The sequence below is a fragment of the Chrysiogenia bacterium genome, from assembly GCA_020434085.1.
Lineage (GTDB): Bacteria > JAGRBM01 > JAGRBM01 > JAGRBM01 > JAGRBM01 > JAGRBM01.
Window position 1 is genome coordinate 1 of sequence record JAGRBM010000043.1, and the last position, 22,663, is coordinate 22,663.

The window sequence follows — 22,663 nt, forward strand, 5'->3', positions numbered from 1 at the left end:
CGCCCGGTCATCATTCCCACCGCCGATCCCGAGCAGTGTCTCGAAGGGCTCTATCATCGTGGCACGCAGGTGCCTGTCGTCATCGCCCCGCCGCATCCGATGATGGGCGGCTCGATGGAGGTTACGGTCCTCAACGAACTGGCCTATGCGTGCTTCAAACAGGATTTTCCCAGCATGCGTTTCAACTTTCGCGGGGTAGGGGCCTCGGCGGGGGAGATCAGCGCCGACATGGACTACGCGGTCGAGGACATGGGCTACGCGCTCGAGCAGCTTCTCGAAACCACCGATCAGCCGCGCGCCATCATCGGCGGCTATTCCTTCGGCTCCATCGCGGCGGCACGGCTGGCACTGGGCAATGCCCGCGCGCGGGCCGCGCTGCTCGTTGCGCCGCCGGTCGCACGCATGGACTGCGCCTTCATGGCCGGCCTCCAGGTGAAGACGCTCGTGGTGGCGGCCCAGATGGACGAGTTCGGCCCTCCCGAAAAACTCCAGGAACTCTTCGCCGACGCCGACGATGTCATCATTGAAGTTGTCCCGAAGGCCGACCACTTCTTCCAGAGTGGGCTGGCCGAGCTGGGCCGGATCGTACGCGAGTGGCTCGAGACTTTCTGAGAATCAGATCGGAATAATCAGCAGCGAATCGTCCGCCGTGCCCCAGACCCCGTCGATGCCGGGGTGGGTGGTGACGGCCAGGTTTGTGCCCACCGGAATGGTGGAGGCGCCGGCCCGCGAGATCGGATCGATCTCCACGCGGTTGACGCTCGGCGTGCCGAGGGGATCGGTGATGGAGATGACCTCGGTCCCCATTCCGCGGAGCAGGACTTTGAGGTTCGCGGTGGCCCCGGGGAAGATGCGCACGCGCGCATCGAGCGGGCTGAGCGGGCCGATGATCAAGCGCCCATCGGTGAGCGGCATGTCCGTGTCGAGATCGCTCAGGACGACAAATTCATCGTCGGCTGCGGCGTTGTTGGCAAAGACCGTGTCGGCGCCCGCGGTGGGAACCAGCGCGATCGTCGGCGAGAGAGGCACCGGCTGGGCCGAGTCGGACGTGGGCAGGTAGCGCACTTGCCGGGTCTGACTCAGCACGCCGCCGTCGCATTCGTTGGCCAGATCCATGCCCGTCTCGGGCGGGTTGGCATCCAGGAAGCTGATGTGGTTGATGACATCGTCGGACGTGCCCAGCATCAGGTCGAGCCCCACGCCGGCGACCACGGCCGCGTTGTCACCCATTACCGCTGCGCGGCCCTTCAGGCCCGCCAGGTGGCCGGGGCTCGGAATGAAGCAGAAATCGGGACTGCCCGTCCCAAGGTTGTAGAGCAGGGAGAGCTGGTCGTTGTTGTTGCCGAACTGGCCGTCGTTGCCGCCGGTGGAGATGAGCGCGCGCAGGTCGCCGCCGCCCAGGTCGTTGACGAAGATCGCCTGGCTGGCGACCGATTCGCTGAGCGGGCCCGCCATCAGGCTGGTTGCCGGCCCGGGCGTCGCGCCCAGGCTGGGAATGACATAGATGAGATCGGTGGAGTCGCCGAAGTTGCCGTCCACGTTACTGGAGCCGAGAACGGCTACGCCGCTTGCCCCGCCGATAATGGCCGGGCGCGAGAGGGCTGAGCTTGAGAGATATCCAAGGCACACGCTGCTTGAGAGGGCGGGGGTGCCGCCAAGGCCCGTTACCACGACGAATGCGTCGTCGATATCGCCGAGCGCCGGATTCGCGGCGCTCCCGGGGCAGGTCGCATCGCTGCCGATGGTGAGCGCCACGCTGCCCGAGTCGATGACCGCCGGGTGGGAGGCCTCCCCGCGCATGGGGCCCACGGTCAGGATGGAGACCGAGGGGGCCTGCGTGCCGCCGATTCCGGTAACCACGGCCAGCGCGTCGTCATAGCCGCCAAAGGCCGCCGATCCGGTAATCAGGTTGAGCCGCCCGTTGCTCGGAACGGTCGCAACGAAGGGATCGGCCGGGTCATCGCCGATCAGCACGATCGCGCCCATTTCGTCGAGCGCGATGAGCGGCTGGATGCCCAGGTTGATGGCGTCGGTGAGTGCCAGCGAGATTGCGGCGGCATCGGCCGGCGCGCCCGAGGCGATTTCGAAGTCCACGTCGTTGATGCTTACGCGATAGGCCGAATTATCGAGAATGGAACCCACGCTCACAAATTCGACCTGGAGGGTTTCCAGGTTCGTCCCGACGCTCAGGGCAAATGTTTCCGTGGCCGAGGCCGAGCGGATGATGAGCCGCTCCTGCTGCACGCTGGTTGTGACGTTGAGCGGGGTGGCGCCGATGGCGCTGGCGAGCCCCATGAGAATTTCATCGTTCGAGGCTGCGCCGCCCGAGGTGTAGTAGACCACCCGATTGTCGATGGTCAGGCTGTAGCGAAAATTGTTGATCGCCAGGCCCACGCCCACGGCGGAGATCTGGGGCTGCGCCGCGGCAACGCCCAGTACCAGGGTGGTCGGGCTGACCGGCACGGGCTGGCTCTCTTCGGAGGCGGAGAGGAACGGAATCGGCACGCGCTGCACGCGGCCGCCCGGCAGGTAGACGATCACGAGCTCGTCATCGCGGGTACGAAAAAGCCCGTCGCCGCCGGCGCTCCGGATTGCGACAGTCGATTCATCGAGCAGCACCGGGGTAAAGGCCTGATTGTTTTCGAGTCCGCCGACGCGGACGTAGCTCCAGGGAACGACGATGTCCTGCGTGCACGCCTGCAGCAGGGCAAGCGCCAGGATGATCGGCAAGGCCAGAGTTCTGTGAAAGCGTGTGTTCACGATAAATTTACGCCCGCGGTGGGGAGTCCCGTCCCAATGCCGGCAAGTCTGCCGCCGATCTGTATGACCAGGGCCTTGCCCCCATTGCCGGGCCCAGCCGATCCAACCTCGCGGGAATCCTACGTTTTTCCGAGTATATCGGCCCTTTGGCGGCCCGATCAATCGCCCCGGCACCCTCTTTACAATGGCTTACAGGGTTCTCCGGCCGATCGGGGGGCGATCTTTGCGCGGTGGGCATCACTGGGGTATAAGATGCCGAAACTTCAGGCGGTTCTCCGGCCCTGATCGGCGGACCGCCTCTACATTTCGGGCGGCTCCGCACCATCCCATGTCCATTCTGAAGAAGATTTTCGGTTCTCGAAACGAGCGCTACATCAAGAGCCTCCAGCCCGTGGTCACGCGCATCAACGAGCTGGAAGCCCAGTTCAAGCCCTTGAGCGATTCCGACCTCCGCGGAATGACGCTCAAGTTCCGCGAGCGGCTCGCCAAGGGCGAGACCCTCGACGACCTGCTGCCCGAGGCCTTTGCCGTCACCCGCGAGGCCGCCGTGCGCGTTCTCGGGATGCGGCACTTCGACGTGCAGCTCGTCGGCGGCATAGTCCTCCATCAGGGCAAGATCGCCGAGATGAAGACCGGTGAGGGCAAGACGCTGGTCGCGACCCTGGCGGTCTATCTCAATGCACTGAGCGGCAAGGGCGTTCACGTGGTCACGGTCAACGATTACCTGGCCCGCCGCGACGCCGAGTGGATGGGGCAGGTCTACCGCTTCCTCGGGCTCGACGTGGGCGTCATCGTCCACGGCATTTCCGACGAGGAGCGCAAGGCCGCCTACCGGGCCGACATCACCTACGGACAGAACAACGAGTTCGGCTTCGACTACCTGCGCGACAACATGAAGTATCGCATCGAGGCCTACGCCCAGCGCGAGCTCAATTTCGCCATCGTCGACGAAGTGGACTCCATCCTCATCGACGAGGCGCGCACGCCGCTCATCATCTCCGGCCCGACCGAAGACACGACCGATCTCTACTACAAGATCAACAGCGTCATCCCGCGGCTCAAGAACGAAGATCATTACGTCATCGACGAGAAGGCGCGCACCGCGCAGCTCACCGACGAAGGCGTGGAGGCGGTCGAGGGGCTCATCGGCGTCGACAACCTCTATGACGCCAGCAATATCGAGATCATCCATCATGTCAATCAGGCGCTGCGCGCCCACACGCTCTACCACCGCGATACCGACTACGTCGTGCGCGATGGTGAAGTCATCATTGTCGATGAATTCACCGGGCGCCTGATGTCGGGCCGACGCTGGAGCGACGGACTCCATCAGGCCGTTGAAGCCAAGGAAGGCGTTACGATCGAGAAGGAAAACCAGACCCTCGCGTCGATCACCTTCCAGAATTACTTCCGCCTCTACGACAAACTCGCCGGCATGACGGGCACCGCCGATACCGAGGCCGCGGAGTTTGCCCAGATCTACGAGCTCGAAGTCATCGTGATTCCCACGCATCGGCCGATCATTCGCAAGGACGACGCCGACCTGGTCTTCAAGACCCAGCAGGAGCGCGACGAGGCGATCATCGAAGACATTCGCGAAGCCCATGAGCGCGGTCAACCCGTGCTGGTAGGCACCACTTCCATTGAGAAATCGGAACTCCTTTCGCGCGCGCTCAAGAAGGCGGGTGTCTCCCACGACGTGCTCAACGCCAAGCAGCATGAGCGCGAGGCGGAGATCATCGCGCAGGCCGGTTCCAGCGGGGCGGTGACGCTCTCGACCAGCATGGCCGGACGCGGCACCGACATCATGCTCGGCGGCAATCCCGAGGCCCTCGCGCTCCATCGTTGCAGCGATCCCGAGGACGAGGCCGAATACCAGCGCGAGCTGATGGCGGCCAAGGCCGAGTGCGAACGCGACAAGGAAAAGGTACTCGCCGCCGGGGGCCTGCGGGTCGTCGGTACCGAGCGCCACGAATCGCGGCGCATCGACAACCAGCTCCGCGGCCGCTCGGGACGCCAGGGCGATCCGGGTGCCTCGCGCTTCTACCTCTCGCTCGAAGACGACCTGCTGCGCATCTTCGGCGGCGACCGCATCAAGGGCATGATGGAGCGCCTGGGACTCGAAGAGGGCGAGGCCATCGAGCACAAGTGGCTCAACAAGGCCATCGAGAATGCCCAGCGCAAGGTCGAGGGCCACAATTTCGATATTCGCAAGCACCTGCTCGAATACGACAACGTGATGAATGACCAGCGCGGGGTGATCTACACGCAGCGCCGGGAGACGCTGGAAGTCGAGGACGTTTCCGAGGACATCTGGAAATTTGTCGAGGATGTTCTGGAGACCACTGCGCTCGCCCATTGCGATGAGCGTGGCTACGTCGAGGACTGGGATCTCGAGGGGCTCAACGACGCCCTGCGCGTCACGTTCAATTGGGATATCAACCTCACCAAGGAAGCCGCCGGCGACCGGAACTTCTCCGAGTTCTTCGACTTCCTCAACGAGGAACTGCGCAAGCACTACAAGGACCGCGAGGCGGAGATCGGTGCCGATACGCTTCGCCAGCTCGAAAAATGGCGCTGGCTGGTCAACATGGACACCGCCTGGAAGGACCACCTGCTGGCGCTCGATCGCCTGAAGGAAGGCATCGGGCTTCGCGGTTACGCGCAGGTCGATCCCAAGCAGGTCTACAAGAAGGAAGCCTTCGGGCTCTTCACCGAGCTGGTGGGCACGATCAAGCAGAACACCGTGCGCGACCTGTTCCACGTGCGTCTTCGCCGTGAGGAAGAGATCGAAGAAGAGCGCGCCAAGCGCGCCGAAGCGGTCAAGCGCCTGGCGGCTAGCCACGGCGGCGACACCGACGCTCCCAGGGAAGCGCCCAAGAAGAAGCCGATGCGGCGCACCCAGGAAAAAGTGGGCCGCAACGACCCCTGCTGGTGCGGAAGCGGGAAGAAATACAAGCACTGCCACGGCAAGGCGGGCGCTGAGCCCGCCGCCGACGCCGGCGAGTAGCGCTGGCTCTTACGCATAACTATCTGAAATAACAGAGATTATCCTGTCCGGGAAAGTCGCGCCCAGCGGCGGTGGGATATCCCACTTGACTATATTTCCCACTTGCATACCATGGACTGCGTTGATTGCGTTGCGAAAGCAGGTGGTATTGATGGGAACTGCGATTACAAGCCCCGAAAAGATCCTCCGACCCGATGACAAGGGCCGCGTGGGATTGGGTAGTTTCATTAAGGAGCTGCAGCGCCATTTAGGGCAACTGAGCGGTTTTGCCGTGCATATTGAAAATTCCAGAATCGTGCTCAGTCCGCGGGTGGAACGAGACCCTCTTGCGCCCGATACGCTGGTGCTCAGCGATGCTGATCGCGACGCGTTTCTCGAAGCGCTCGCCAATCCTCCCGAGCCGAATGAGGCGTTGAAGCGAGCCTTCAAAAAATACCGGGATTCCCAGTCGGCTGAATAAGTGCAGAAAAAGCCAATCGTAGTCTCACTGGCGGATTGCGAGGACATTGACCGCGCGTCATTCAATTGCGGCGTTGCGGCGCTCGATCAATGGTTTGCCAATCAGGCCGGGCAAGCGCAGCGGAAAGGCCTGGCCAAGGTTTGGGTTGCTACGGAGAGGCACAGTCCTGCGGTTGCAATTGGGTACTCTTCTCTGACCGCCTTGTCATTGCCATTTGAGGATGCGCCTGCCGCCCTGCGCAGGCGCATGCCGAAGAAACCGTTACAGGTCATACTGCTCGCACGTTTGGCGGTCGACCAAAGGCACCAGGGGCGCGGAATCGGCAGGCAGCTTCTCATGGACGCCATCGACCGAACCTGGCGGGCAGCCAGCCAGGTGCCCGCGAAGGCGCTGGTGGTCCATGCCAAGGATGAGACCGCCGCCGCATTCTATGAGAAATATGGATTTTTGCGCTTTTTTGACGGCTCGCTTCATCTGTTCCTTCCCATGGGAACTCTGGAACTGCTGATTGAGGCAGACTAGCGGCCCAGCCTTGAAGCTCCCCGGCAGGAGGGGCTAGAGTCAGCGACAAGCAAGCCGCCCGGTAGCGGGCGGCGCGGGAGAGAGAAATCATGATTCACGATACTGTCGGTGGCGGCCTGGTCGGCGCCCTCATCATCTTCGGCGGAATTTACGCTGGAATCGTCTGCGGCGCTTCCATTGCGCTGAGCCTGCTTGCCAAGAACGTCAGCAAGCTTCAGGGCGGGGGCGACTCCGAAGCGGCTCAGGAAGAAGCCGCCGCATGAGGCGCGCACGCGCTGCACTGCTCGTTCTGGCAGCGTTGCTGTGCGCGGGCTGCGGCGCCAAGGCGCCCGATCATCCCGAGGAACTCAAGATCCAGGTCATGAAGTTCCTTCGCGAGGTCGAGCTCAAGGACTACGACGGCGCAGCCAGTCGCATTCATCCGACCAAGCGCGCGGCCTTTGTCGGGTGGATCACCAACGACGCGGAAAAGGTTCACTTCACCAACTCCCAGATCCGTGTGCTTCCGACCGAGGACGAACTCGACAAGATGCCCGAGGACAAGCCCAAGAAGGCCAACGTCATCGTCTCGCTCGAGTATTTCCGGCTTCCCTCCACGGAGGTGAAAAAAGAAGTGCGAACCCAGGTCTGGCTCTTCGACGAAGACTACGAACGCTGGTATTTGCTTGAGGGCTGGGAGCCATGAAAAAAGGCGGGTCATCGACCCGCCTTTTTTGATTGTGCGTTGATTTCTACTGCTCTTTGGGCGGCGAGGAATTTTCTTCCAGATCGGTCTCGTCCATTCCCTGCGATTCCATCTCTTCGGGCGCGGCCTCTTCGGCCGGCGCTTCCATGGGCTCCTCGACGGATTCCTCGGCCGCGGCGTCCTCGCTCATTGGTTCTTCATCCATGGACTCTTCGGGCGCGGCAGGCTCTTCGGATGCGGGTTCTTCGGGCATCGCCTGATCGGCATCCTCGTCGGCGGGCTCTTCCATCTCTTCAGCCGGGGCGGGGGCGTCGGCTGGAACTTCTTCCATGCCGGCCTCGGGCTCTTCCATCTCCTCGGGTGCGGCCTCTTCGGCCGGGCCGTTCATGGACTGCTCCATCTGCGTCGGCTGCCCCATCTTTGCCTTCTCGCGCTCTGCCGCGTGCTCAAGGGCGCCGTCGGGAGCTTCCGGGTAGAACTCAAAGGTGTAGACGAACTCGACGGGCTCGCACTCGCACTCATCGAAGTGGAACTCGCTCACGATTTCGAGAAAGCGGTCTTCGAATTCGGGTAGCATGAAGTCGCGCTCGAGCAGATCCACCTGGGAAACGGTGCCGTCTTCTTCGACGCGGACCCGCACGCGGTAGCGGTTGGTGTAGTAGCGATAGAGGCCGCGGGTGCGGATGGCCAGCAGGCGCAGCTCTTCGGACTGCTCACGCACCTGGCGGGAGAGCTCGTCAAAGCTGCGCGGGCCCTCCACATCGCCGGAGACGGGGGAAACCACCTTCGCTCGCTGGACCGCCACGCAGCCACTGGTCGTGACGACAAACAGGGCGAGGGCCAGAGCGAGGAGGGTGCGAAAATTCAAGTAATTTACTTTAGTCATGGGCCGAATGATGGCGCCACGCAGCGCGATTCGTCAAGGGTTGCGGCAACTTGCCCCCTCCGGCCGGCCGGTCCGGTGGGCTCGGGGGCCTTTGACCACACCTGTGGCCATCGCTAGGCTGGGGCGCCGTGACAGGAACACCAAATTCCGGCCGCCACGTACGTGTGCGGTTCGCCCCGTCCCCGACCGGGCCCCTCCATCTGGGCGGCGCCCGCACAGCCCTGTTCAACTGGCTCTACGCGCGAAATCAGGGCGGCACCTTCGTGCTGCGCATCGAGAATACGGACACGGTTCGCTCCAGTGAGGCCTACGAAGACAGCATTCTGAGCGACCTGCACTGGCTGGGACTCGACTGGGAAGAGGGCCCGAAGATGGGCGGTCCCTATGGTCCCTATCGCCAGGACGAGCGGCTTGAGATCCACAAGCAGGCGCTGGCAGAGCTCCGCGAGCACGGGGCGGTCTATCCCTGTTTCTGCTCCCAGGAACAGCTCGAAGCCACCCGGCGCCAGCAGTCCGCCAAGGGCGAGCCCCCGCGCTATCCGGGCACCTGCAGGGGGCTGGACCCCGATGTGGCGAGGGATCGCATCGACCAGGGGCAGAAACACACCTGGCGTTTTGCCCTTCCCGGCGGCGACTACATCGTCAAAGACCTCATTCGCGGCGATGTGAAGTTCAACCTCGCCGATCTGGGCGACTTCGTCGTGATGCGAACCGATGGAACCTTTCCCTATCTTTTTGCATCTGCAATAGACGACGCCCGGATGCAGATTACCCACGTGCTCCGGGGCGAGGACGGTCTCTCGAACGCGCCGCGACAGGCGGTGCTGATCGAGGCCCTGGGGGAGGCGCCGCCGGTGTTCGGCCATTTGCCGCTGCTGCTCGATCCTGAAGGAAAAAAGCTCGCCAAGCGCGATCCCTCCTTCACCCTGGAAGCCCTGCGTGAGCGGCAGGTACCCCCCGACGCCCTGTTCTCCTATCTGGCCGGTCTGGGGTATGCGCCCGCCGCCAAGGGGGACATGACCAAGGAAGAACTCATCGAGAGCTTCGACCTCAGCAAGATTTCCAAGAGCCCGGCCCGCGTGGATGCGAGCGCGCTCGAATACGTTGCCGGTCGCCACGTGCGCGATCTCTCATTGGAGGAATTCGTCCGACAGGCCCGCGAGCGGCTGGCCGACGTCGGGATCACCTATCCCGAGACCCCGGTGCTCGATGAGGCGCTCTCCGGGGCCTTCCAGACCGACGTGCGCGACTGGCGCGAGCTTGAGGCCGCTGCCCGCGAGCTCGAAGAGGGCTGGACCGACGTCGCCGAGGAAGAACGCGAAGTCTTCGGTGAGGAGACCGCCCTGCGGGTTCTTCGCGTCGCCGCCGGCGTGAACGAGGAAGTGCCCGCCGAAGACTGGTGCGGCGATACCCTCATTGGGGCATTGCGCAAGGAAGTCTCGGAGGTTAAAGGACGCAAGCTGTACGGTCCGCTCCGCGTGGCGCTCACGGGGAAACTCGGCGGACCGGAACTCAAACATCTGATTACGCTGCTGGGGCGTGAACGCGTGCGCGAGCGAGTCTCACGCGCGCTGGCCCAGCTTCATCAGGACGACTAGGACGATCACCATGGCCCTCCGCCTCTACAATACGCTGACCCGCAAGGAAGAAGACTTCGAACCACTTCATGAGGGCAAGGTCGGCATGTACGCCTGCGGCGTGACCGTTTACGACCGCGTGCACGTGGGACACGCCCGCTCGGCCGTGGTGTACGACGTCATTTTCCGCTACCTCAAATACAAGGGATACGACGTCACCTTCGTCCGCAACTTCACCGACGTCGACGACAAGATCATCAAGCGTGCCAATGAAGAGGGCGCGACCTCCGAAGAAATCGCCGAGCGCTACATCGCGGCCTATCACGAGGACATGGGACCGCTCAACCTGCAGCCGCCGACCATCGAGCCCAAGGCCACCGAGCACATGGCGCAGATCATCAAGCTCATCGAGCGGCTGATCGAAAAGGGCGCGGCCTACGAATCGGGCGGCGATGTCTTCTTCGCCGTGAAGAAGTTTGACGGCTACGGCAAGCTCTCGGGCAAGGACATCGACGAGCTCGAGAGCGGCGCGCGCATCGACATCAATGAGCTCAAGGAAAACCCGATGGACTTCGCGCTTTGGAAGTCTGCCAAGCCCGGCGAACCCGCCTGGGATTCTCCCTGGGGCAAGGGCCGCCCGGGCTGGCACATCGAGTGCTCGGCCATGAGCATGAGCCACCTCGGAGAGAGCTTCGACATTCACGGGGGCGGCAACGACCTCGTGTTTCCCCACCACGAAAACGAGATCGCCCAGAGCGAGGGCGCCACGGGCCACCACTACGCCAAATACTGGATTCACAACGGCATGGTGGTGCTCAACAAGCAGAAGATGAGCAAGTCGACGGGCAACTTCTTCACCCTGCGCGACGTGCTGGAGAAGTATCACCCGGAAGTGCTGCGCACTTTCATTCTGGGGACCCAGTATCGCAAGCCCATCGACTTTGCCGAGGACTACGTGCGCGACGCCGAGTCGGGCCTGCGCAAGCTCTACGAAACCATCCGTGCCTGCGAGCGCATCCTTGAGCAGGAATGCCCGAACATGAAGGGGCCGGCGGAGCCGACCGAGGAAGAGACCGCACTTCTGGAACGGCTGGCCGCGCTGCCGGCGGAGTTCGAGGAGAAGATGGACAACGACTTCGACAGCGCAGGCGCCCTGGGACGCGTGCAGGCCCTGCGCGGCGAGGTGAACGGCTACCTGTTCGCCCACAACTTCGAGTGCACCCCGGTTTCCTGCAAGATCTGTCGCGGGTTTCTAAATGCGCTCGATCTGCCGCGCAAGGTGCTGGGGATCCTCTCGCGCCCGGCCGAGGAATTCCTGGCCGAGCTCGAAGCCCGCGTCGCCGACGAGGCCGAGATCAGCCCGGCGGAGATCGAAAAGCTCATCGCCGACCGCAACGCCGCCCGCACCGGCAAGAACTACGCCGAGGCCGACCGCATCCGCGACGAGCTGGCCGCCCACAATGTCGAGATCAAGGACGGCCCCGGCGGCACCGAGTGGCGCTGGCGCACCTGAGCTTCCAATGAGAGAAATAAAAAGGCCGCCCGATGGGCGGCCTTTTTTGTAGACGGTTTCGTCGCTTACGGCGCCGGGGCGAAGTGCCAGTTGGGGCCGCCGATCATGGGCGGGTCGATGCTCAGAAAGAACTCCACGGGCTGACCGGTGGGCTTCTGCATAATCACTTGCCAACCGCCCTCAACAATGATGACGTTGGTTTCGTTGACGGCTTCATCGTAGGTGTCGGTCATTTCGTCGAAAGTGAAGCTGATCGTATTCATTGCATCGTCCTCGACGGAAATTACGCCGCCGGCGGTGACGCTGATGCTGTAGGTATTGGTCTCGGTAAAGGTCATATCGCCAGAATCGGCGGTATCATTCGCCACATACATGTAGTTCGCGGCGTTGGCACTGAAGAACGACGAGGCGCCGCCGGTCATGCTGCCTCCGCCGTCGGGGTCGGGGGCCTCGCCGAAGTCCAGGCCCACGCAGGCGGCGTCTTCGGGGAAGTCCCAGGTGATCGTATCGTCGATCAGCAGGCAGAACTGCGGGTTGTCGTCGGCCACCCGGATGACCTGCAGAATGCCCCACTCGCGGTAGATGGTCGCCATCAGCCCGTCTTCGGGAATGGCGACGCGGCCGGTGAACTCTGTCTCGAAGCGGTCGATGTTGGGATCGAACTGGAAATCCAGATTGGCCATGTCGCCGGGAAGCTGAACCGAGCCACTCTGGTCGACGAGGATCTCATAGCTCTCACCGTCGGTGAAGGTGTCGTCCATGGTGTCGTCGCGGTCATTTGCGATGAGGTCGACCTTCACGTCGATGCCCTGGAAAAGCAGATCGGCGTCGCTCGGGCCGTTGGGGTTGTCGGTATTGTTGCCCAGATAGCCCTGGCTGAAGTGGCTGACGATGGCGCAGCGTCGCCAGATGTTTTCTTCAGGGTTGTAGGGCAGAAGGGTCTCTTCAAAAGTCTGGCGGCTGAAGCTTGCGGAATTCAGGTTGGTCCAGAACAGGCCGGAGGTCGAAGCCACGTTGGGGTTCTGGGCCTTGAACTCGAAGCACACCTTGATCGGGTTGGCGAAGACCAGACCCTCGGGCTCGAAGGAATAGAGCTGGGTGAACGAGCGCGAGCCCTGGGGAGTCTTCCCCTCCAGGTTGATGGTGATCTCCGTATCGGAGGCCAGATCGCCCGGGGCGAAGATCAGAATCGCGTCCAGAAACCGGAACTCGCCGCCTTCGGCAGAGGTGATGGTTTCCGATTTCGTGGTGATGATGATCGGGTCATTGCCGCAGCGGGCCGTGCCGGTCGTCAGTGTCACGAAAAAGGCCAGAGCAATAAACCACCCACGTAGTCCAGCGGGCGCACGACGGATCGAATCCATGATGAGAACTTCCTCCCCGAATCCAGGCTAGAGGCCTTCCCCCGAAGACCGAAACGGCTGCCGGGCAGCCGCGCAGCACTCTAGCCCAAGAATGGTCCCTTGGCTGTACCCCAATTTTCCGCTGGAAAACAGCCGGAAGTCGCCATTTCACGCAAAACAAAGGCCGCCTCTGGGGCGGCCTTTGCGTAGAATCAATGCCGATGCGGCGTTAGGGCGCCAGGCAGCTTGCGGCATCATCCGGGTCGAAATCGTAGGAAATCGAGCCATCGGCCGTAATCTGCGTAAAGGTGCCCAGCGAGAAGGTCTCGTTGGTGAATTCCAGCAGGAGCTCGTCGCGGGGCGTGGCGCCGCAATCGGGTTCGCACCAGATCACGCTCTGAATCACATCGCTGTCGACAAAGACCGACGGCGGGATCTGCGTGCCGACCGTCGAATCGAAGTTCCAGTCGAAAATGTAGGTGTCGGTCGGGCCGCCCTTGGCCGACTGGGGCTGGCCGCCGGTGAAAACATCCAGGGTGGCGGTGCCGTTGGCGGCGATTGCAACCGAGGCGTCCGCCGAGCAGGCCGTGTAGATCGGGTCCTGCACGCTGTCGTTGTCGGTGACCAGCGTGATGGGCTCTTCATAGGGGTCGTTCTCGACCACGAATCCCATGCCGTTGGTATAGAGCGGGCCTTCCATGCCGACCGTGCCGGTGGCGTCGAATCGCCAGATGATGCCGTTGTTGGCCGCGTCGGTGTCCGAGAGGACGAAGAACAGCGGGCCGCCGGGCATGATGGGCTTCTCGACCACCAGTTCCCAGCCATTGCGTACCATGGTGACGCGGTCGTAGAAGATCGTCGTGACGAAGGCATCGTCGATCTCGGCGCCGAAATCGAACACCAGGTCGGCTCCTTCGGTCGGAATGGTGACCGTCGGCATCGTCATCGAGGTCGCGTCGACGACGGTGATGGCATAGGGATCGTTGTTGATGAAGGTCGCATCGCCCGTCAGGTTGATGTCATTGGCGTCGTAGTCGTAGGTGGCCTCGGCATTGGCAAAGAAGGTCTCGGGATCGCCCACGCCCATGTCGCTGCTGTTGGCATCGCGGTTCCGGTCGCCGATATAACCGCGGCTGAAGTGGCTGACATCGCCGCAGAACACCCAGTTGTCGAGGTTGGGGTTCGGGTTTGTGAACGACTCTTCGTCGTCGTCCGTATAGAGCGCCGGGAAGCCCGTATTGGCCATGATCGGGGCGAAGACATCGGTTCCCTGGTTGGTCCAGAAAAGCTGGGCGTCGGCGGCCTGCATCGCGTCTTCTGCGTCGAAGACGAAGCAGGCCGTCGCAGCCGGGGAGAACTTCAGGCCCGCGGGGCCGAAGGAGAGCATCCCGGTGAAGGAATTCTTCACCAGCATGTCTTCTTCGTCGTAGGTATCCTGGGGCGTCGCTTCATCTTCGATGCTGATGGTGATGAGCACGTGATCGCTGATGATGATGCCGGGGTTGCCGGGCGCGGTTGCCGCGCCTGCGGGGATGTAGAGCCAGCCGCCACCGGGAAGCGGGATCGTGTTTGCGACCCGCACGTCGATTTCTTGATAAGTCGCCAGTGGGCCAATAAACAGCGGTGAATCCCCGCAACTGCTGGTCAGTACGACCAGAAACGTGGCCAGAATGGCGCCAAAGGCACGCGCAAAAGCACGCGAACACAAGTGTCCGGTTCTCATGATGAGTAAACTCTCCTCCCCGAATTCAGTCCCGAGAATCACTCCCCCAGGAATCGGCGGCATCATAGCGGCTTTTGGCCCCAAATGCCGAATGGACCGGAATTTTCTTGGGGGGCCCGTTTCTCCCCGTCTGGGGCGGGTTCTGGGGCCGGGGTCCACTCGCACACCGGGACAGTGCGGAATCTGTCGGATGTTGCAAGGCTGTGATTGCTGGGCAGCGCAGGGGCGAGTATTCTGCCCGCCATGGCCGGTAGCTTGAGTTCCAGGTTGATCGCACCGCTGGTGCATCGACAGACCCAGGAGCGCATTTCCTTTGTGATGGAAGTGCCGATTTTTGGTGGGCTCTCGGCCCTTCAGGCCGGGCGTTTGCTGACACACTGTGTGGAGCGCAAATACGAGCCGGGCGAGACCATCTTCGAGGAGGGGGACATGGGCAAGGCCCTGTTCCTCGTGCTTTCGGGGCGGGTCAACATCACCAAGAAAGTGAAGGGCGGCGATGAGGAAATCGTCCTCGTCACGTTGGAGTCGGGCAGCTACTTCGGCGAGCTCGCCCTGCTCGATACCCTGCCGCGTTCGGCCGGCGCAAAGGTGCTGGCGCCGACCCACGTTCTGATTCTCTACAAGACAGACTTCGATACTCTGATCGAGCGTCGCGCGGACATCGGCATGCCGGTGATGCGGACCATCGCGCAGGCGCTCTCCGGCCAGCTTCGGCGTATGAATGAAGAGCTCGCCCGTTCGCGCGAGGGCCACAGCGAATGACCCCGGTTTCTGATTCGCCCGAGGCACGGATCGAGCGCTGGATTCGCTTCGGCGTTCTGCTGGGCGCCGCGTTGGTGGCCGGCTGGGCCTTCCACCTGCTGCGCGACATCCTGCTGCCGTTTGTGGTGGCGATCATCGCGGCCTATGTGCTCAATCCGCTGGTGCTGGCGCTCGAAGCGCGGGCGGTCCGCCGGGAGGTCGCTGTTACCGTCCTCACGGTGTTTTTCACGCTGATCATCGTGGGGGTCGGCGTGCTGACCTTGCCCGTCATCATCGATGAAATCGAGCGCCTGCAGAAGATCCTTCCCACCGCGCTGGTGAGCGCAAAGCTGACCCTGCTACGCATCGAGGAAATGGCCGCGCAGGAATACCCGATCCTTGGCGGGCATGACCTGGTCAAGCAACTCTTCGACGGACTCAACGCCAACATCGCCGGACTGGGCGGAACGATTCCCAAATGGATGGCGAGCAACTCGACATCCCTCGTGATGGTGATGCTGCTCCCGTTTTTTGTTTTCTTCCTGCTTCGCGATGGCGAGCGCTGGATCCAGGAACTCTACGACGCGCTTCCGCACCGCTCAGTGGAGACCGTCATCAGCCTGATGCGCGAGTTCAATGTCTCGCTCGGTGGATACCTGCGCAGCCTGGTGATCGACGCGCTGCTTGTCGGCACGATGGTGGCGCTGGGGCTCGGCGTAGCGGGTCTCGACTACGCAATCCTGGTGGGCGGAATTACGGGCATCGGAAATCTGGTCCCCTACCTGGGTCCGGTCCTTGGGTGGAGCGTCGCGACCGTGGCGGCCATTTTCCAGGCAGATGCCTCGGGCTGGCTGGTGGTGCAGGTGGCCATTGTGTTCGCAGTGGTGAAGACCTTTGACGACTGGCTGCTCCAGCCGCTGCTTGTCGGCGCCGGCGCCCACGTGCATCCGGTGCTGGTGGTGCTCTCGGTCTTCATCGGCGGCCACGTGCTGGGACTGATCGGCATGGTGATCGCCGTGCCGGTGACCGTGATCATTCAGGTCTCGCTGCAGATTTCATTTGAACGCTATCGCTTTGCAGCCGATCCTGATCGTTCGGTCGCCCTGCCACCCGAGCGGGTCATCATCTAGTATCGCGGAATCCGCAGGAGAGACATCCTTGAACCGAACCGCTACGCAACTTCTGGTTTTGATGGTTTTTGCCGCGACGCTCGTGCTCGGCCTGCCGGGCCGTGCCCATGCCGGTCGCTTCGATCGCGCGGGCACCTGGAACGGTGAGCTTGGCGTCGGCGCCTTCATCCTCGACGATGAGAGCGGCTTCTCGGTGAGCGGCCGCGCGCGTTACTACTTCACCGATCACCTGGCGGTCGGTCCGGCGGTCACGGCGGGCTTTACCGACAATATCAAGGTCTACAACCTGCGGATGCTGCTTCGGATGGGCACGGTGCTGGGCGAGAAAAGCAGCAGCCCGTTCGAGATCTACGCCGAGGCCGGCGCCGGTGCCATCATCTTCGACTATGACGCCAACCCCACGGCGATTCCGCCCACGCTGGCGAGCACGGATACCGCGCTGGTCATTCCCTTCGGCGGCGGCTTCGTCTGGCACATTGCGCCCGGTTTCGGCATTCAGGGCGGCGCCCTGATGAACGTGACCACCGACAGCCGCGAGGAATTCTATCCGGAGTTCTTTGCAGGCATCTTTTTCTAGCTCCAGTTCTCCGGTTTCCTGCATCGAAAGTGTTCTATACTGCGAGGTTCCCGAAATCGTTCGGGAAGTGAGCACACGTCCAGATGGTTGAATACAAACAGGAAAACCGCTTCAAGCTCGTCAGCGGGTTCAAGCCCGCCGGTGACCAGCCCCAGGCCATAGAGAGCCTGATGAAGGGCTTGCGCGAGGACCGCCGCGCGCAGACCCTTCTGGGAGTGACCGGTTCGGGCAAGACCTTCACCATGGCCCATGTCATCGAGCAGTGGCAGCGCCCCACGTTGGTGATGGCCCACAACAAGACGCTGGCCGCGCAGCTCTACGGTGAGTTCAAGGAACTCTTCCCCGACAACGCCGTTGAGTATTTCATCAGCTACTACGACTACTACCAGCCCGAGGCCTACATCCCGACGTCCGACACCTATATCGAGAAGGATTCCTCGCGCAACGACGACATCGACAAGCTTCGTCACTCGGCTACGCGCTCACTTCTGGAGCGCAACGATATCATCATCGTGGCCAGCGTCTCGTGCATCTACGGTATCGGTTCGCCCGATGCCTATCAACGGATGATGTGCTTTATCGAGAAGGACGAGATGATCACCCGCGATCAGGTGCTGCGAAAGATCGTTGCCATCCAGTACGACCGCAACGAGTTCGACTTTCATCGCGGTACCTTCCGCGTGCGCGGCGATGTGGTGGAAGTATTTCCCGCGTGGGAGAAAGACATTGCCATCCGCATCGAATTCTTCGGCGACGAGATCGACCGGATCTCGGAGGTCGATGCGCTGACGGGCCGCCGGGTGAAGGATCTGGAGAAAGTCGCGATCTATCCGGCGACCCACTACGTGGTGGAACCCGCGGCCAGGATGCGTGCCATCGAGGCCATCAAGGCCGAGCTGCGCGACCGGCTCGAAGTGCTCTACAAGGCGAACAAGCTTGTCGAGGCCCAGCGCCTGGAACAGCGCACGCTGCACGACCTCGAAATGCTCGCCGAGGTGGGAACCTGCCCGGGCATCGAGAACTACTCGCGTCACCTGACCGGACGCGAGGAGGGCGAGGCCCCGCCGACGCTGATGGATTACTTCCCGAAGGATTTTCTTCTCATTGTCGATGAGTCGCACCAGACGGTGCCGCAGATCGGCGCCATGTATAAGGGGGACCGTTCGCGCAAGGAGACTCTGGTGGAGTACGGCTTCCGTCTCCCGTCGGCGCTCGACAATCGCCCGCTCAAGTTCGCGGAGTGGGAGGGCAAAATTCGCAACGCAGTCTTCGTCTCCGCGACGCCTGCAGATTGGGAGCTGCGACAGTCGGGCGGCGAGGTGGTCGAGCAGATCATTCGTCCCACGGGCCTTGTAGACCCCGTTGTCGAAGTGCGCCCGGCCGGTGGCCAGGTGGACGATCTGCTCGGAGAGATCCGCAGGATCGTCGCCCGCAAGGCCCGCGTGCTGGTAACCACACTGACCAAGCGCTCGGCCGAGAATCTCACCGAGTATTACAATGAGGTCGGCGTGAAAGTGCGCTACCTGCACTCGGATGTGGACTCACTTGAGCGTGTGGAGATCATCCGCCAGCTCCGGCTCGGGGAGTTCGATGTGCTCGTGGGAATCAACCTGCTGCGCGAGGGGCTCGACCTGCCCGAGGTGGAACTCGTTGCCATTCTCGATGCCGACAAGGAAGGCTTCCTCCGCGGGGAGACTGCGCTCATCCAGACCTTCGGCCGTGCCGCGCGCAACCTGGACGGACACGTCATCATGTATGGCGATACCATCACCCGGTCGATGGAGCGCGCGATGGAAGAAACGAGCCGCCGCCGCGCCCGGCAGACCGCCTACAATGAAGAGCACGGCATCACGCCCCAGAGCGTGCGCAGCGAGATCAAGAACCTGCTCGCGAACATCTACACGGCCGATTACGTCGATGTGACCGGTCCCCTGCAGGTGGCGGAGGATCAGGCCGAATACATCAGCCCCAAGGAAATTCCCGCCCGGGTGAACAAGCTCGAAGCCGAGATGAAGAAGGCTGCCAAGGACCTCGACTTCGAGCGGGCCGCCGAGCTGCGCGACGAAATTTCGCGTCTGCGCGAGTTCGAGCTGCGGGTGGGCTAAGTGCCGATGTGCTAAATTGGCAGATTATCGGAATTACTGAATATCAGATACTCTGATTGACAGACTATCTGGATTTTGCTAGCATTCCGTTCAAGATGGCGAAGCGACCAAAAAAATACCCAACGGACGACTCTGCCAAAGGGGCGGACCGCATCGAAGAAGCGGCTGTGGCGTATCTGCCCACGCCGGTTGAGCAGACTACTGTCCGTGTCGGCAAGCGCGGCACTTTGGTATTGCCCGCGCGGCTTCGCCGGCGGCTTGGAATTGGCGAAGACTCCCTGCTCGTGGCAGAAGAACTCGCCGGGGGTATTTTGCTTCGGCCCGCGGTGGCCGTGCCCGTGGGCGGGCCGCTGCCCGAAGAACTTCGAACGGCCATGGAGGCCCAGGGGGCTGAACCCATGAAACTCTCATTCTCTGGAATTGGGGACAGCGGTCGCACGGACGTCTCCGAGCGTGCCGAGGAACTACTGGCCGAGGGCTTCGGGAAGTAACACTCACTTGCCCATTCTCATGGACACCGGTGCGGTCTACGCCATCGCGGACCGTCGCGATGCCTGGCACGAACGTGTCGATCATTTCGTGCGCACCACCCGCGAGGAACTCTTCGTTCCTGTGAGCGTGATTCCCGAAGCCTGTTACCTTCTTCACACACATCTGAGTCCAAAGGCCGAGCTCACATTTGTGAGCGCCTGCGCCAGTGGCGAGGTAAAGGTAAAGAACCTGGTGCATCGCGATCTGGTGCGCGTGAGTGAGATCCTCGCGCAGTATGCCGATGCGAAGCTGGGTTTTGTCGACGCGTCGGTGATGGCGTTGGCCGAGCGCCTGGATATTGAGCGCATCCTGACAGTCGACCGGCGTGATTTTTCTCTCTTTCGTCCTGAGCACTGCGATGCCTTTGAACTGCTGCCCTGAGCGCCTTGGCCTGCCGGGGACTGCTGCCTAGACTTTGGGGACTGTCCAGGGACAGCGGAGCCACCTCCCATGCAGGTCGATCACCTCGAAGAGCAGCGCTACCACGTCACCTTTCTCGACGCGACGGAGTTCGTCGATACCTACACCCGCCAGATCATGCGTGGTGAGCTGTTCCTGCCCGGTGAGCAGTTCCCCCCTGCCGGCAAGGCGCTCAGCGCGGTGCTGCTCTTTCCCGTCAACGACGACCGCCTCGAAATCTTCGGTAAGGTCGCGCGCCTGACGGCGGAAAATCCCATCGGCGCACATCTCACGCTCGACCCACTGCCCGACGATGTGCGCAGCGGGCTGGAGGCCTATCTTACGGAAGTCCTGCGTGGGGAAACACCGCCCGTGCGTTTCAAGACCGAAGAAGACGACGCAGTCTTCAATGAGATGCTGCTCTCCGACGACACGCCGGTGGAAGAAGAGCGGGCCGAGGTCGACAAGTCGATCCTTCATCAGCAGCACGCCACCGGCCGGGCGCACCAGGCGCGTAGCGTCTACGTCCAGGTCAAGGAGATGAGCATCCCCGAGAAGATCAAGCTCGCCATGCAGGGGGGCAAGGCCGCCCGCGCCGTGCTGATCAAGGACCCCCAGCCGCTTGTCCATCAGTACGTACTCAAGAACCCGCGCATCACCAACGCCGAGATCGACCAGATCTCCAAGATGCCCACGGTCAGCGTAGAGGTCATTCGTCAGATTGCGACCAACAAGCAGTGGATGAACGACCCCACCATCCGCTGGAACATCATCCGCAACCCCAAGACCAACACCCAGCTCGCCGTCAGCTACCTGCGCCAGCTTCCGCCGCAGAAACTCAAAATCCTCGCCAAGAGCCAGAATGTCAAAGGCGCCATCTCCAGCGCCGCCTTCAAACTGCTGGAAACCAAAAGCGGGCGGAAGGTCTGAGAGTTTACTGATCGTCGGTTGGCTCTGCGGGGCCCCCCGGCATCGGCATTCCCGGCGCGTTGTCCCAGCCGGCGGGGCGCTTGGGGGGCACATCGGCGGCGGGGATGACGTTTTCGGGCAGAATGTCGGCGTCCGAGCCCGTGCCGCCGCGGCGGCCGTCGGCGCCCAGGCTCGAAAAGGTGTAGTCCACGTTCCAGCGACCGAAGTCCGGGCGCACGTGCCCTTCAGCAACCCAGCGGCTTGTATCGAAGTGATAGGGATTGCCCCAGGGGTCGTGGGTGATCGAATCGATTCCCAGCCAGAACAGCTCCCCGTCGCGCAGCGGCAAGTCCTCTACTTCGGTCAGGTAGCCCTCGCTGCGCTGGGGCGTCTCCCCCGGGCGGCGGGCCGAGACCCAGAGATCCATGTAGCGAAGCCGGTGGTAGTGGAAGATGCGCACCACGCGCTGGGCATAGAGGTAGCGCACCGGATTGGAGAGCGCGAGTGCCAGGCACAGGCTCACCAGCGCGCCCAATCGCAGCCAGCGGCGCTCGGAAGTGCTGCCACCGGCGACCACATGGGCCAGCAACGGCAGCCCCACCGGGAGCAGCGAGTCGAGCACATGGCTCGCCAGTGCGACGGGTGCGGTCGCGGCTATGGGGGTCCACCACGGCCAGGGCCGGTCCTTTTGATTGAGCAGCGCCTCGCGAAAGAATCCGATGCCGCCCATGGCGATGCCCAGTCCGCAACCCAGCGCAGTGATCGTTGCCGCCGCCACCGCAAAATGCAGGGGCGGCTCATAGCTCACTTCGTAGATACGAAAGTGGAGGATCTCCACCGCCTGCAGCGGGATGAGAATGCCCGCGTAGGTTGCCGCGCTGAGGAGCGCGGCAAGGCCCCAGCGACGCACGTGCAGATGCGGCGCCTCGCTGCTCTGGTGCGGCGAATGCATGGGACCAGTCTAGCCGTTGAGGCGAGAAAAAATCAGGACGCGGCTGCGCCTTCGATGTCCATGGGGATGTTGCCGCGCCTTGCGATCAGATCGGCCCAGTCGCGGGTGCGGGCCTTGAGGGAAGTACCGCCGCCGCCCTTGTGCAGGATCAGCACGATCCAGCCCTTGCGACGGGGAACAAGGCCCATGCGGTCGATCTCATCGAACTCGATCTCGCGTTCGAAGGCAGCGGCTTCGAGGATCAGGCTGTGGTCGCTCACCAGCACGGTCTTGATGCGCGTGGCCAGCCAGTAGAGGCTGCCCGCGCTGGCAATGAGCGCCGGGAGCGTGACGCCGAGCAGTTCCCACTTGGCCGCCTGGATGGAGATGCCCACCCACGTCAGAAAGAACGCGCTGAGTCCCAGTGTCGTGATGAATCCCAGAAGCCAGAGCAGTTGCCACAGTCGCGGCAGGTGCCACCTTTTCGTCGGCTGTTCCATTTCGATTTCCTGTTCGGGGCGGGCTTGCGGGCGCCGAATCAATCAATGAGGCGAAAGACTTCCACCGGCTCGGCAAAGCCCTTGAGCTCGTGCTTGCCGATGGATTCAAAGCGCGCCACGTCGCCGAGGTCCTTGGCAAAGCTCGCATGGACGACCACTTCGCCCGGTCCGGCCAGCGCCTGCAGGCGGGCCGAGACATTGACCGGCGCGCCCAGGGCCGTGAACTCCTTGCGGAACTCCGAGCCCACGTTGCCAAGAATGGCCGATCCGGCCTGAATGCCAACGCCGATGCCCACCTGAATGGCGCCGGGCAGGGTGCCCGATTTGTTGAGGGCGGCGATGCGGTGAACCATCGAACGAC

General features: G+C 62.6%; 22 protein-coding genes. 15 read left to right on the forward strand and 7 right to left on the reverse strand.

The genetic code is table 11. From position 1 onward, the window contains the following. A partial coding sequence (locus KDH09_01160) for an alpha/beta hydrolase (GenBank protein MCB0218276.1) occupies positions 1 to 612 on the forward strand: 612 nt, incomplete at its 5' end. A gap of 3 nt (positions 613 to 615) precedes the next feature. Here KDH09_01160 and KDH09_01165 read toward each other — a convergent pair. Beyond that, a complete protein-coding gene (locus KDH09_01165) occupies positions 616 to 2,730 on the reverse strand; it encodes a hypothetical protein (GenBank protein MCB0218277.1) in 2,115 nt (704 codons plus the stop codon). Positions 2,731 to 3,088: 358 nt separating this feature from the next. Here KDH09_01165 and secA point away from each other — a divergent pair, with 358 nt between their 5' ends. From secA to KDH09_01190, 5 genes are all read left to right on the forward strand, one after another. After that, a complete protein-coding gene (gene secA / locus KDH09_01170) occupies positions 3,089 to 5,770 on the forward strand; it encodes a preprotein translocase subunit SecA (GenBank protein ID MCB0218278.1) in 2,682 nt (893 codons plus the stop codon). Positions 5,771 to 5,921: 151 nt separating this feature from the next. Continuing rightward, the gene (locus KDH09_01175) at positions 5,922 to 6,230 is read left to right on the forward strand and encodes a DUF1778 domain-containing protein (protein MCB0218279.1); all 309 of its coding nucleotides are present in this window, start codon (positions 5,922 to 5,924) and stop codon (positions 6,228 to 6,230) included. After that, positions 6,231 to 6,752, forward strand: a complete 522-nt coding sequence (locus tag KDH09_01180) for a GNAT family N-acetyltransferase (GenBank protein MCB0218280.1) — start codon at positions 6,231 to 6,233, stop codon at positions 6,750 to 6,752. An 89-nt stretch (positions 6,753 to 6,841) separates the two neighbouring features. Beyond that, a complete protein-coding gene (locus KDH09_01185; protein MCB0218281.1) occupies positions 6,842 to 7,015 on the forward strand; it encodes a hypothetical protein in 174 nt (57 codons plus the stop codon). Beyond that, on the forward strand, positions 7,012 to 7,437 hold the full coding sequence (locus KDH09_01190; GenBank protein MCB0218282.1) for a hypothetical protein: 426 nt from the start codon (positions 7,012 to 7,014) through the stop codon (positions 7,435 to 7,437). Before KDH09_01185 ends, KDH09_01190 begins: the two co-directional genes overlap by 4 nt. A 46-nt stretch (positions 7,438 to 7,483) precedes the next feature. On the opposite strand, the gene KDH09_01195 is transcribed toward KDH09_01190, so the two are convergent. After that, on the reverse strand, positions 7,484 to 8,305 hold the full coding sequence (locus KDH09_01195) for a hypothetical protein (GenBank protein MCB0218283.1): 822 nt from the start codon (positions 8,303 to 8,305) through the stop codon (positions 7,484 to 7,486). Positions 8,306 to 8,451: 146 nt separating this feature from the next. Here KDH09_01195 and KDH09_01200 point away from each other — a divergent pair, with 146 nt between their 5' ends. Then, positions 8,452 to 9,921 carry a glutamate--tRNA ligase gene (locus tag KDH09_01200; protein MCB0218284.1) on the forward strand — a complete coding sequence of 490 codons (1,470 nt, stop codon included), beginning with the start codon at positions 8,452 to 8,454 and terminating at the stop codon, positions 9,919 to 9,921. A gap of 10 nt (positions 9,922 to 9,931) precedes the next feature. After that, on the forward strand, positions 9,932 to 11,413 hold the full coding sequence (gene cysS, locus KDH09_01205; GenBank protein ID MCB0218285.1) for a cysteine--tRNA ligase: 1,482 nt from the start codon (positions 9,932 to 9,934) through the stop codon (positions 11,411 to 11,413). Between the two features lie 65 nt (positions 11,414 to 11,478). Here the strand turns inward: cysS and KDH09_01210 are convergent, their stop codons facing one another. Both KDH09_01210 and KDH09_01215 read right to left on the reverse strand, forming a co-directional pair. Beyond that, positions 11,479 to 12,777: a hypothetical protein gene (locus tag KDH09_01210; protein MCB0218286.1), complete on the reverse strand. Its 1,299-nt coding sequence runs from the start codon at positions 12,775 to 12,777 to the stop codon at positions 11,479 to 11,481. A gap of 208 nt (positions 12,778 to 12,985) precedes the next feature. Continuing rightward, on the reverse strand, positions 12,986 to 14,479 hold the full coding sequence (locus tag KDH09_01215) for a hypothetical protein (protein ID MCB0218287.1): 1,494 nt from the start codon (positions 14,477 to 14,479) through the stop codon (positions 12,986 to 12,988). A 282-nt stretch (positions 14,480 to 14,761) separates the two neighbouring features. Here KDH09_01215 and KDH09_01220 point away from each other — a divergent pair, with 282 nt between their 5' ends. The 7 genes from KDH09_01220 (at position 14,762) to KDH09_01250 (ending at position 20,892) form a co-directional block, all read left to right on the forward strand. Further along, positions 14,762 to 15,241 (forward strand): cyclic nucleotide-binding domain-containing protein, encoded by a 480-nt coding sequence (locus KDH09_01220; GenBank protein MCB0218288.1) that lies wholly within the window; start codon positions 14,762 to 14,764, stop codon positions 15,239 to 15,241. Beyond that, a complete protein-coding gene (locus tag KDH09_01225) occupies positions 15,238 to 16,350 on the forward strand; it encodes an AI-2E family transporter (GenBank protein ID MCB0218289.1) in 1,113 nt (370 codons plus the stop codon). The genes KDH09_01220 and KDH09_01225 overlap by 4 nt, the downstream gene beginning before the upstream one ends. Before the next feature lie 28 nt (positions 16,351 to 16,378). Beyond that, on the forward strand, positions 16,379 to 16,927 hold the full coding sequence (locus tag KDH09_01230; GenBank protein MCB0218290.1) for a hypothetical protein: 549 nt from the start codon (positions 16,379 to 16,381) through the stop codon (positions 16,925 to 16,927). Positions 16,928 to 17,010: 83 nt separating this feature from the next. Continuing rightward, positions 17,011 to 19,032, forward strand: a complete 2,022-nt coding sequence (gene uvrB, locus KDH09_01235; GenBank protein ID MCB0218291.1) for an excinuclease ABC subunit UvrB — start codon at positions 17,011 to 17,013, stop codon at positions 19,030 to 19,032. Between the two features lie 95 nt (positions 19,033 to 19,127). After that, a complete protein-coding gene (locus KDH09_01240) occupies positions 19,128 to 19,523 on the forward strand; it encodes an AbrB/MazE/SpoVT family DNA-binding domain-containing protein (protein ID MCB0218292.1) in 396 nt (131 codons plus the stop codon). 7 nt (positions 19,524 to 19,530) lie between these two features. Then, positions 19,531 to 19,944 (forward strand): PIN domain-containing protein, encoded by a 414-nt coding sequence (locus KDH09_01245; GenBank protein MCB0218293.1) that lies wholly within the window; start codon positions 19,531 to 19,533, stop codon positions 19,942 to 19,944. 69 nt (positions 19,945 to 20,013) lie between these two features. Continuing rightward, the gene (locus tag KDH09_01250; protein ID MCB0218294.1) at positions 20,014 to 20,892 is read left to right on the forward strand and encodes a hypothetical protein; all 879 of its coding nucleotides are present in this window, start codon (positions 20,014 to 20,016) and stop codon (positions 20,890 to 20,892) included. Between the two features lie 4 nt (positions 20,893 to 20,896). Here the strand turns inward: KDH09_01250 and KDH09_01255 are convergent, their stop codons facing one another. The 3 genes from KDH09_01255 to KDH09_01265 all read right to left on the reverse strand — a co-directional run. Continuing rightward, on the reverse strand, positions 20,897 to 21,823 hold the full coding sequence (locus KDH09_01255) for a hypothetical protein (protein MCB0218295.1): 927 nt from the start codon (positions 21,821 to 21,823) through the stop codon (positions 20,897 to 20,899). A gap of 32 nt (positions 21,824 to 21,855) precedes the next feature. After that, on the reverse strand, positions 21,856 to 22,302 hold the full coding sequence (locus KDH09_01260; protein ID MCB0218296.1) for a hypothetical protein: 447 nt from the start codon (positions 22,300 to 22,302) through the stop codon (positions 21,856 to 21,858). A 38-nt stretch (positions 22,303 to 22,340) separates the two neighbouring features. Continuing rightward, positions 22,341 to 22,663 (reverse strand): adenylate/guanylate cyclase domain-containing protein (locus KDH09_01265; GenBank protein MCB0218297.1); only part of this gene is annotated, 323 nt, incomplete at its 5' end.

What these genes read in the sequence shown, in the direction of transcription:
- secA (MCB0218278.1), top strand. Translation starts at nt 3,089, where the DNA reads ATGTCCATTCTGAAGAAGATTTTCGGTTCTCGAAACGAGCGCTACATC.
- KDH09_01175 (MCB0218279.1), top strand. Translation starts at nt 5,922, where the DNA reads ATGGGAACTGCGATTACAAGCCCCGAAAAGATCCTCCGACCCGATGAC.
- KDH09_01185 (MCB0218281.1), top strand. Translation starts at nt 6,842, where the DNA reads ATGATTCACGATACTGTCGGTGGCGGCCTGGTCGGCGCCCTCATCATC.
- KDH09_01190 (MCB0218282.1), top strand. Translation starts at nt 7,012, where the DNA reads ATGAGGCGCGCACGCGCTGCACTGCTCGTTCTGGCAGCGTTGCTGTGC.
- cysS (MCB0218285.1), top strand. Translation starts at nt 9,932, where the DNA reads ATGGCCCTCCGCCTCTACAATACGCTGACCCGCAAGGAAGAAGACTTC.
- KDH09_01210 (MCB0218286.1), bottom strand. Translation starts at nt 12,777, where the DNA reads ATGGATTCGATCCGTCGTGCGCCCGCTGGACTACGTGGGTGGTTTATT.
- KDH09_01215 (MCB0218287.1), bottom strand. Translation starts at nt 14,479, where the DNA reads ATGAGAACCGGACACTTGTGTTCGCGTGCTTTTGCGCGTGCCTTTGGC.
- KDH09_01225 (MCB0218289.1), top strand. Translation starts at nt 15,238, where the DNA reads ATGACCCCGGTTTCTGATTCGCCCGAGGCACGGATCGAGCGCTGGATT.
- uvrB (MCB0218291.1), top strand. Translation starts at nt 17,011, where the DNA reads ATGGTTGAATACAAACAGGAAAACCGCTTCAAGCTCGTCAGCGGGTTC.
- KDH09_01240 (MCB0218292.1), top strand. Translation starts at nt 19,128, where the DNA reads ATGGCGAAGCGACCAAAAAAATACCCAACGGACGACTCTGCCAAAGGG.
- KDH09_01250 (MCB0218294.1), top strand. Translation starts at nt 20,014, where the DNA reads ATGCAGGTCGATCACCTCGAAGAGCAGCGCTACCACGTCACCTTTCTC.
- KDH09_01255 (MCB0218295.1), bottom strand. Translation starts at nt 21,823, where the DNA reads ATGCATTCGCCGCACCAGAGCAGCGAGGCGCCGCATCTGCACGTGCGT.
- KDH09_01260 (MCB0218296.1), bottom strand. Translation starts at nt 22,302, where the DNA reads ATGGAACAGCCGACGAAAAGGTGGCACCTGCCGCGACTGTGGCAACTG.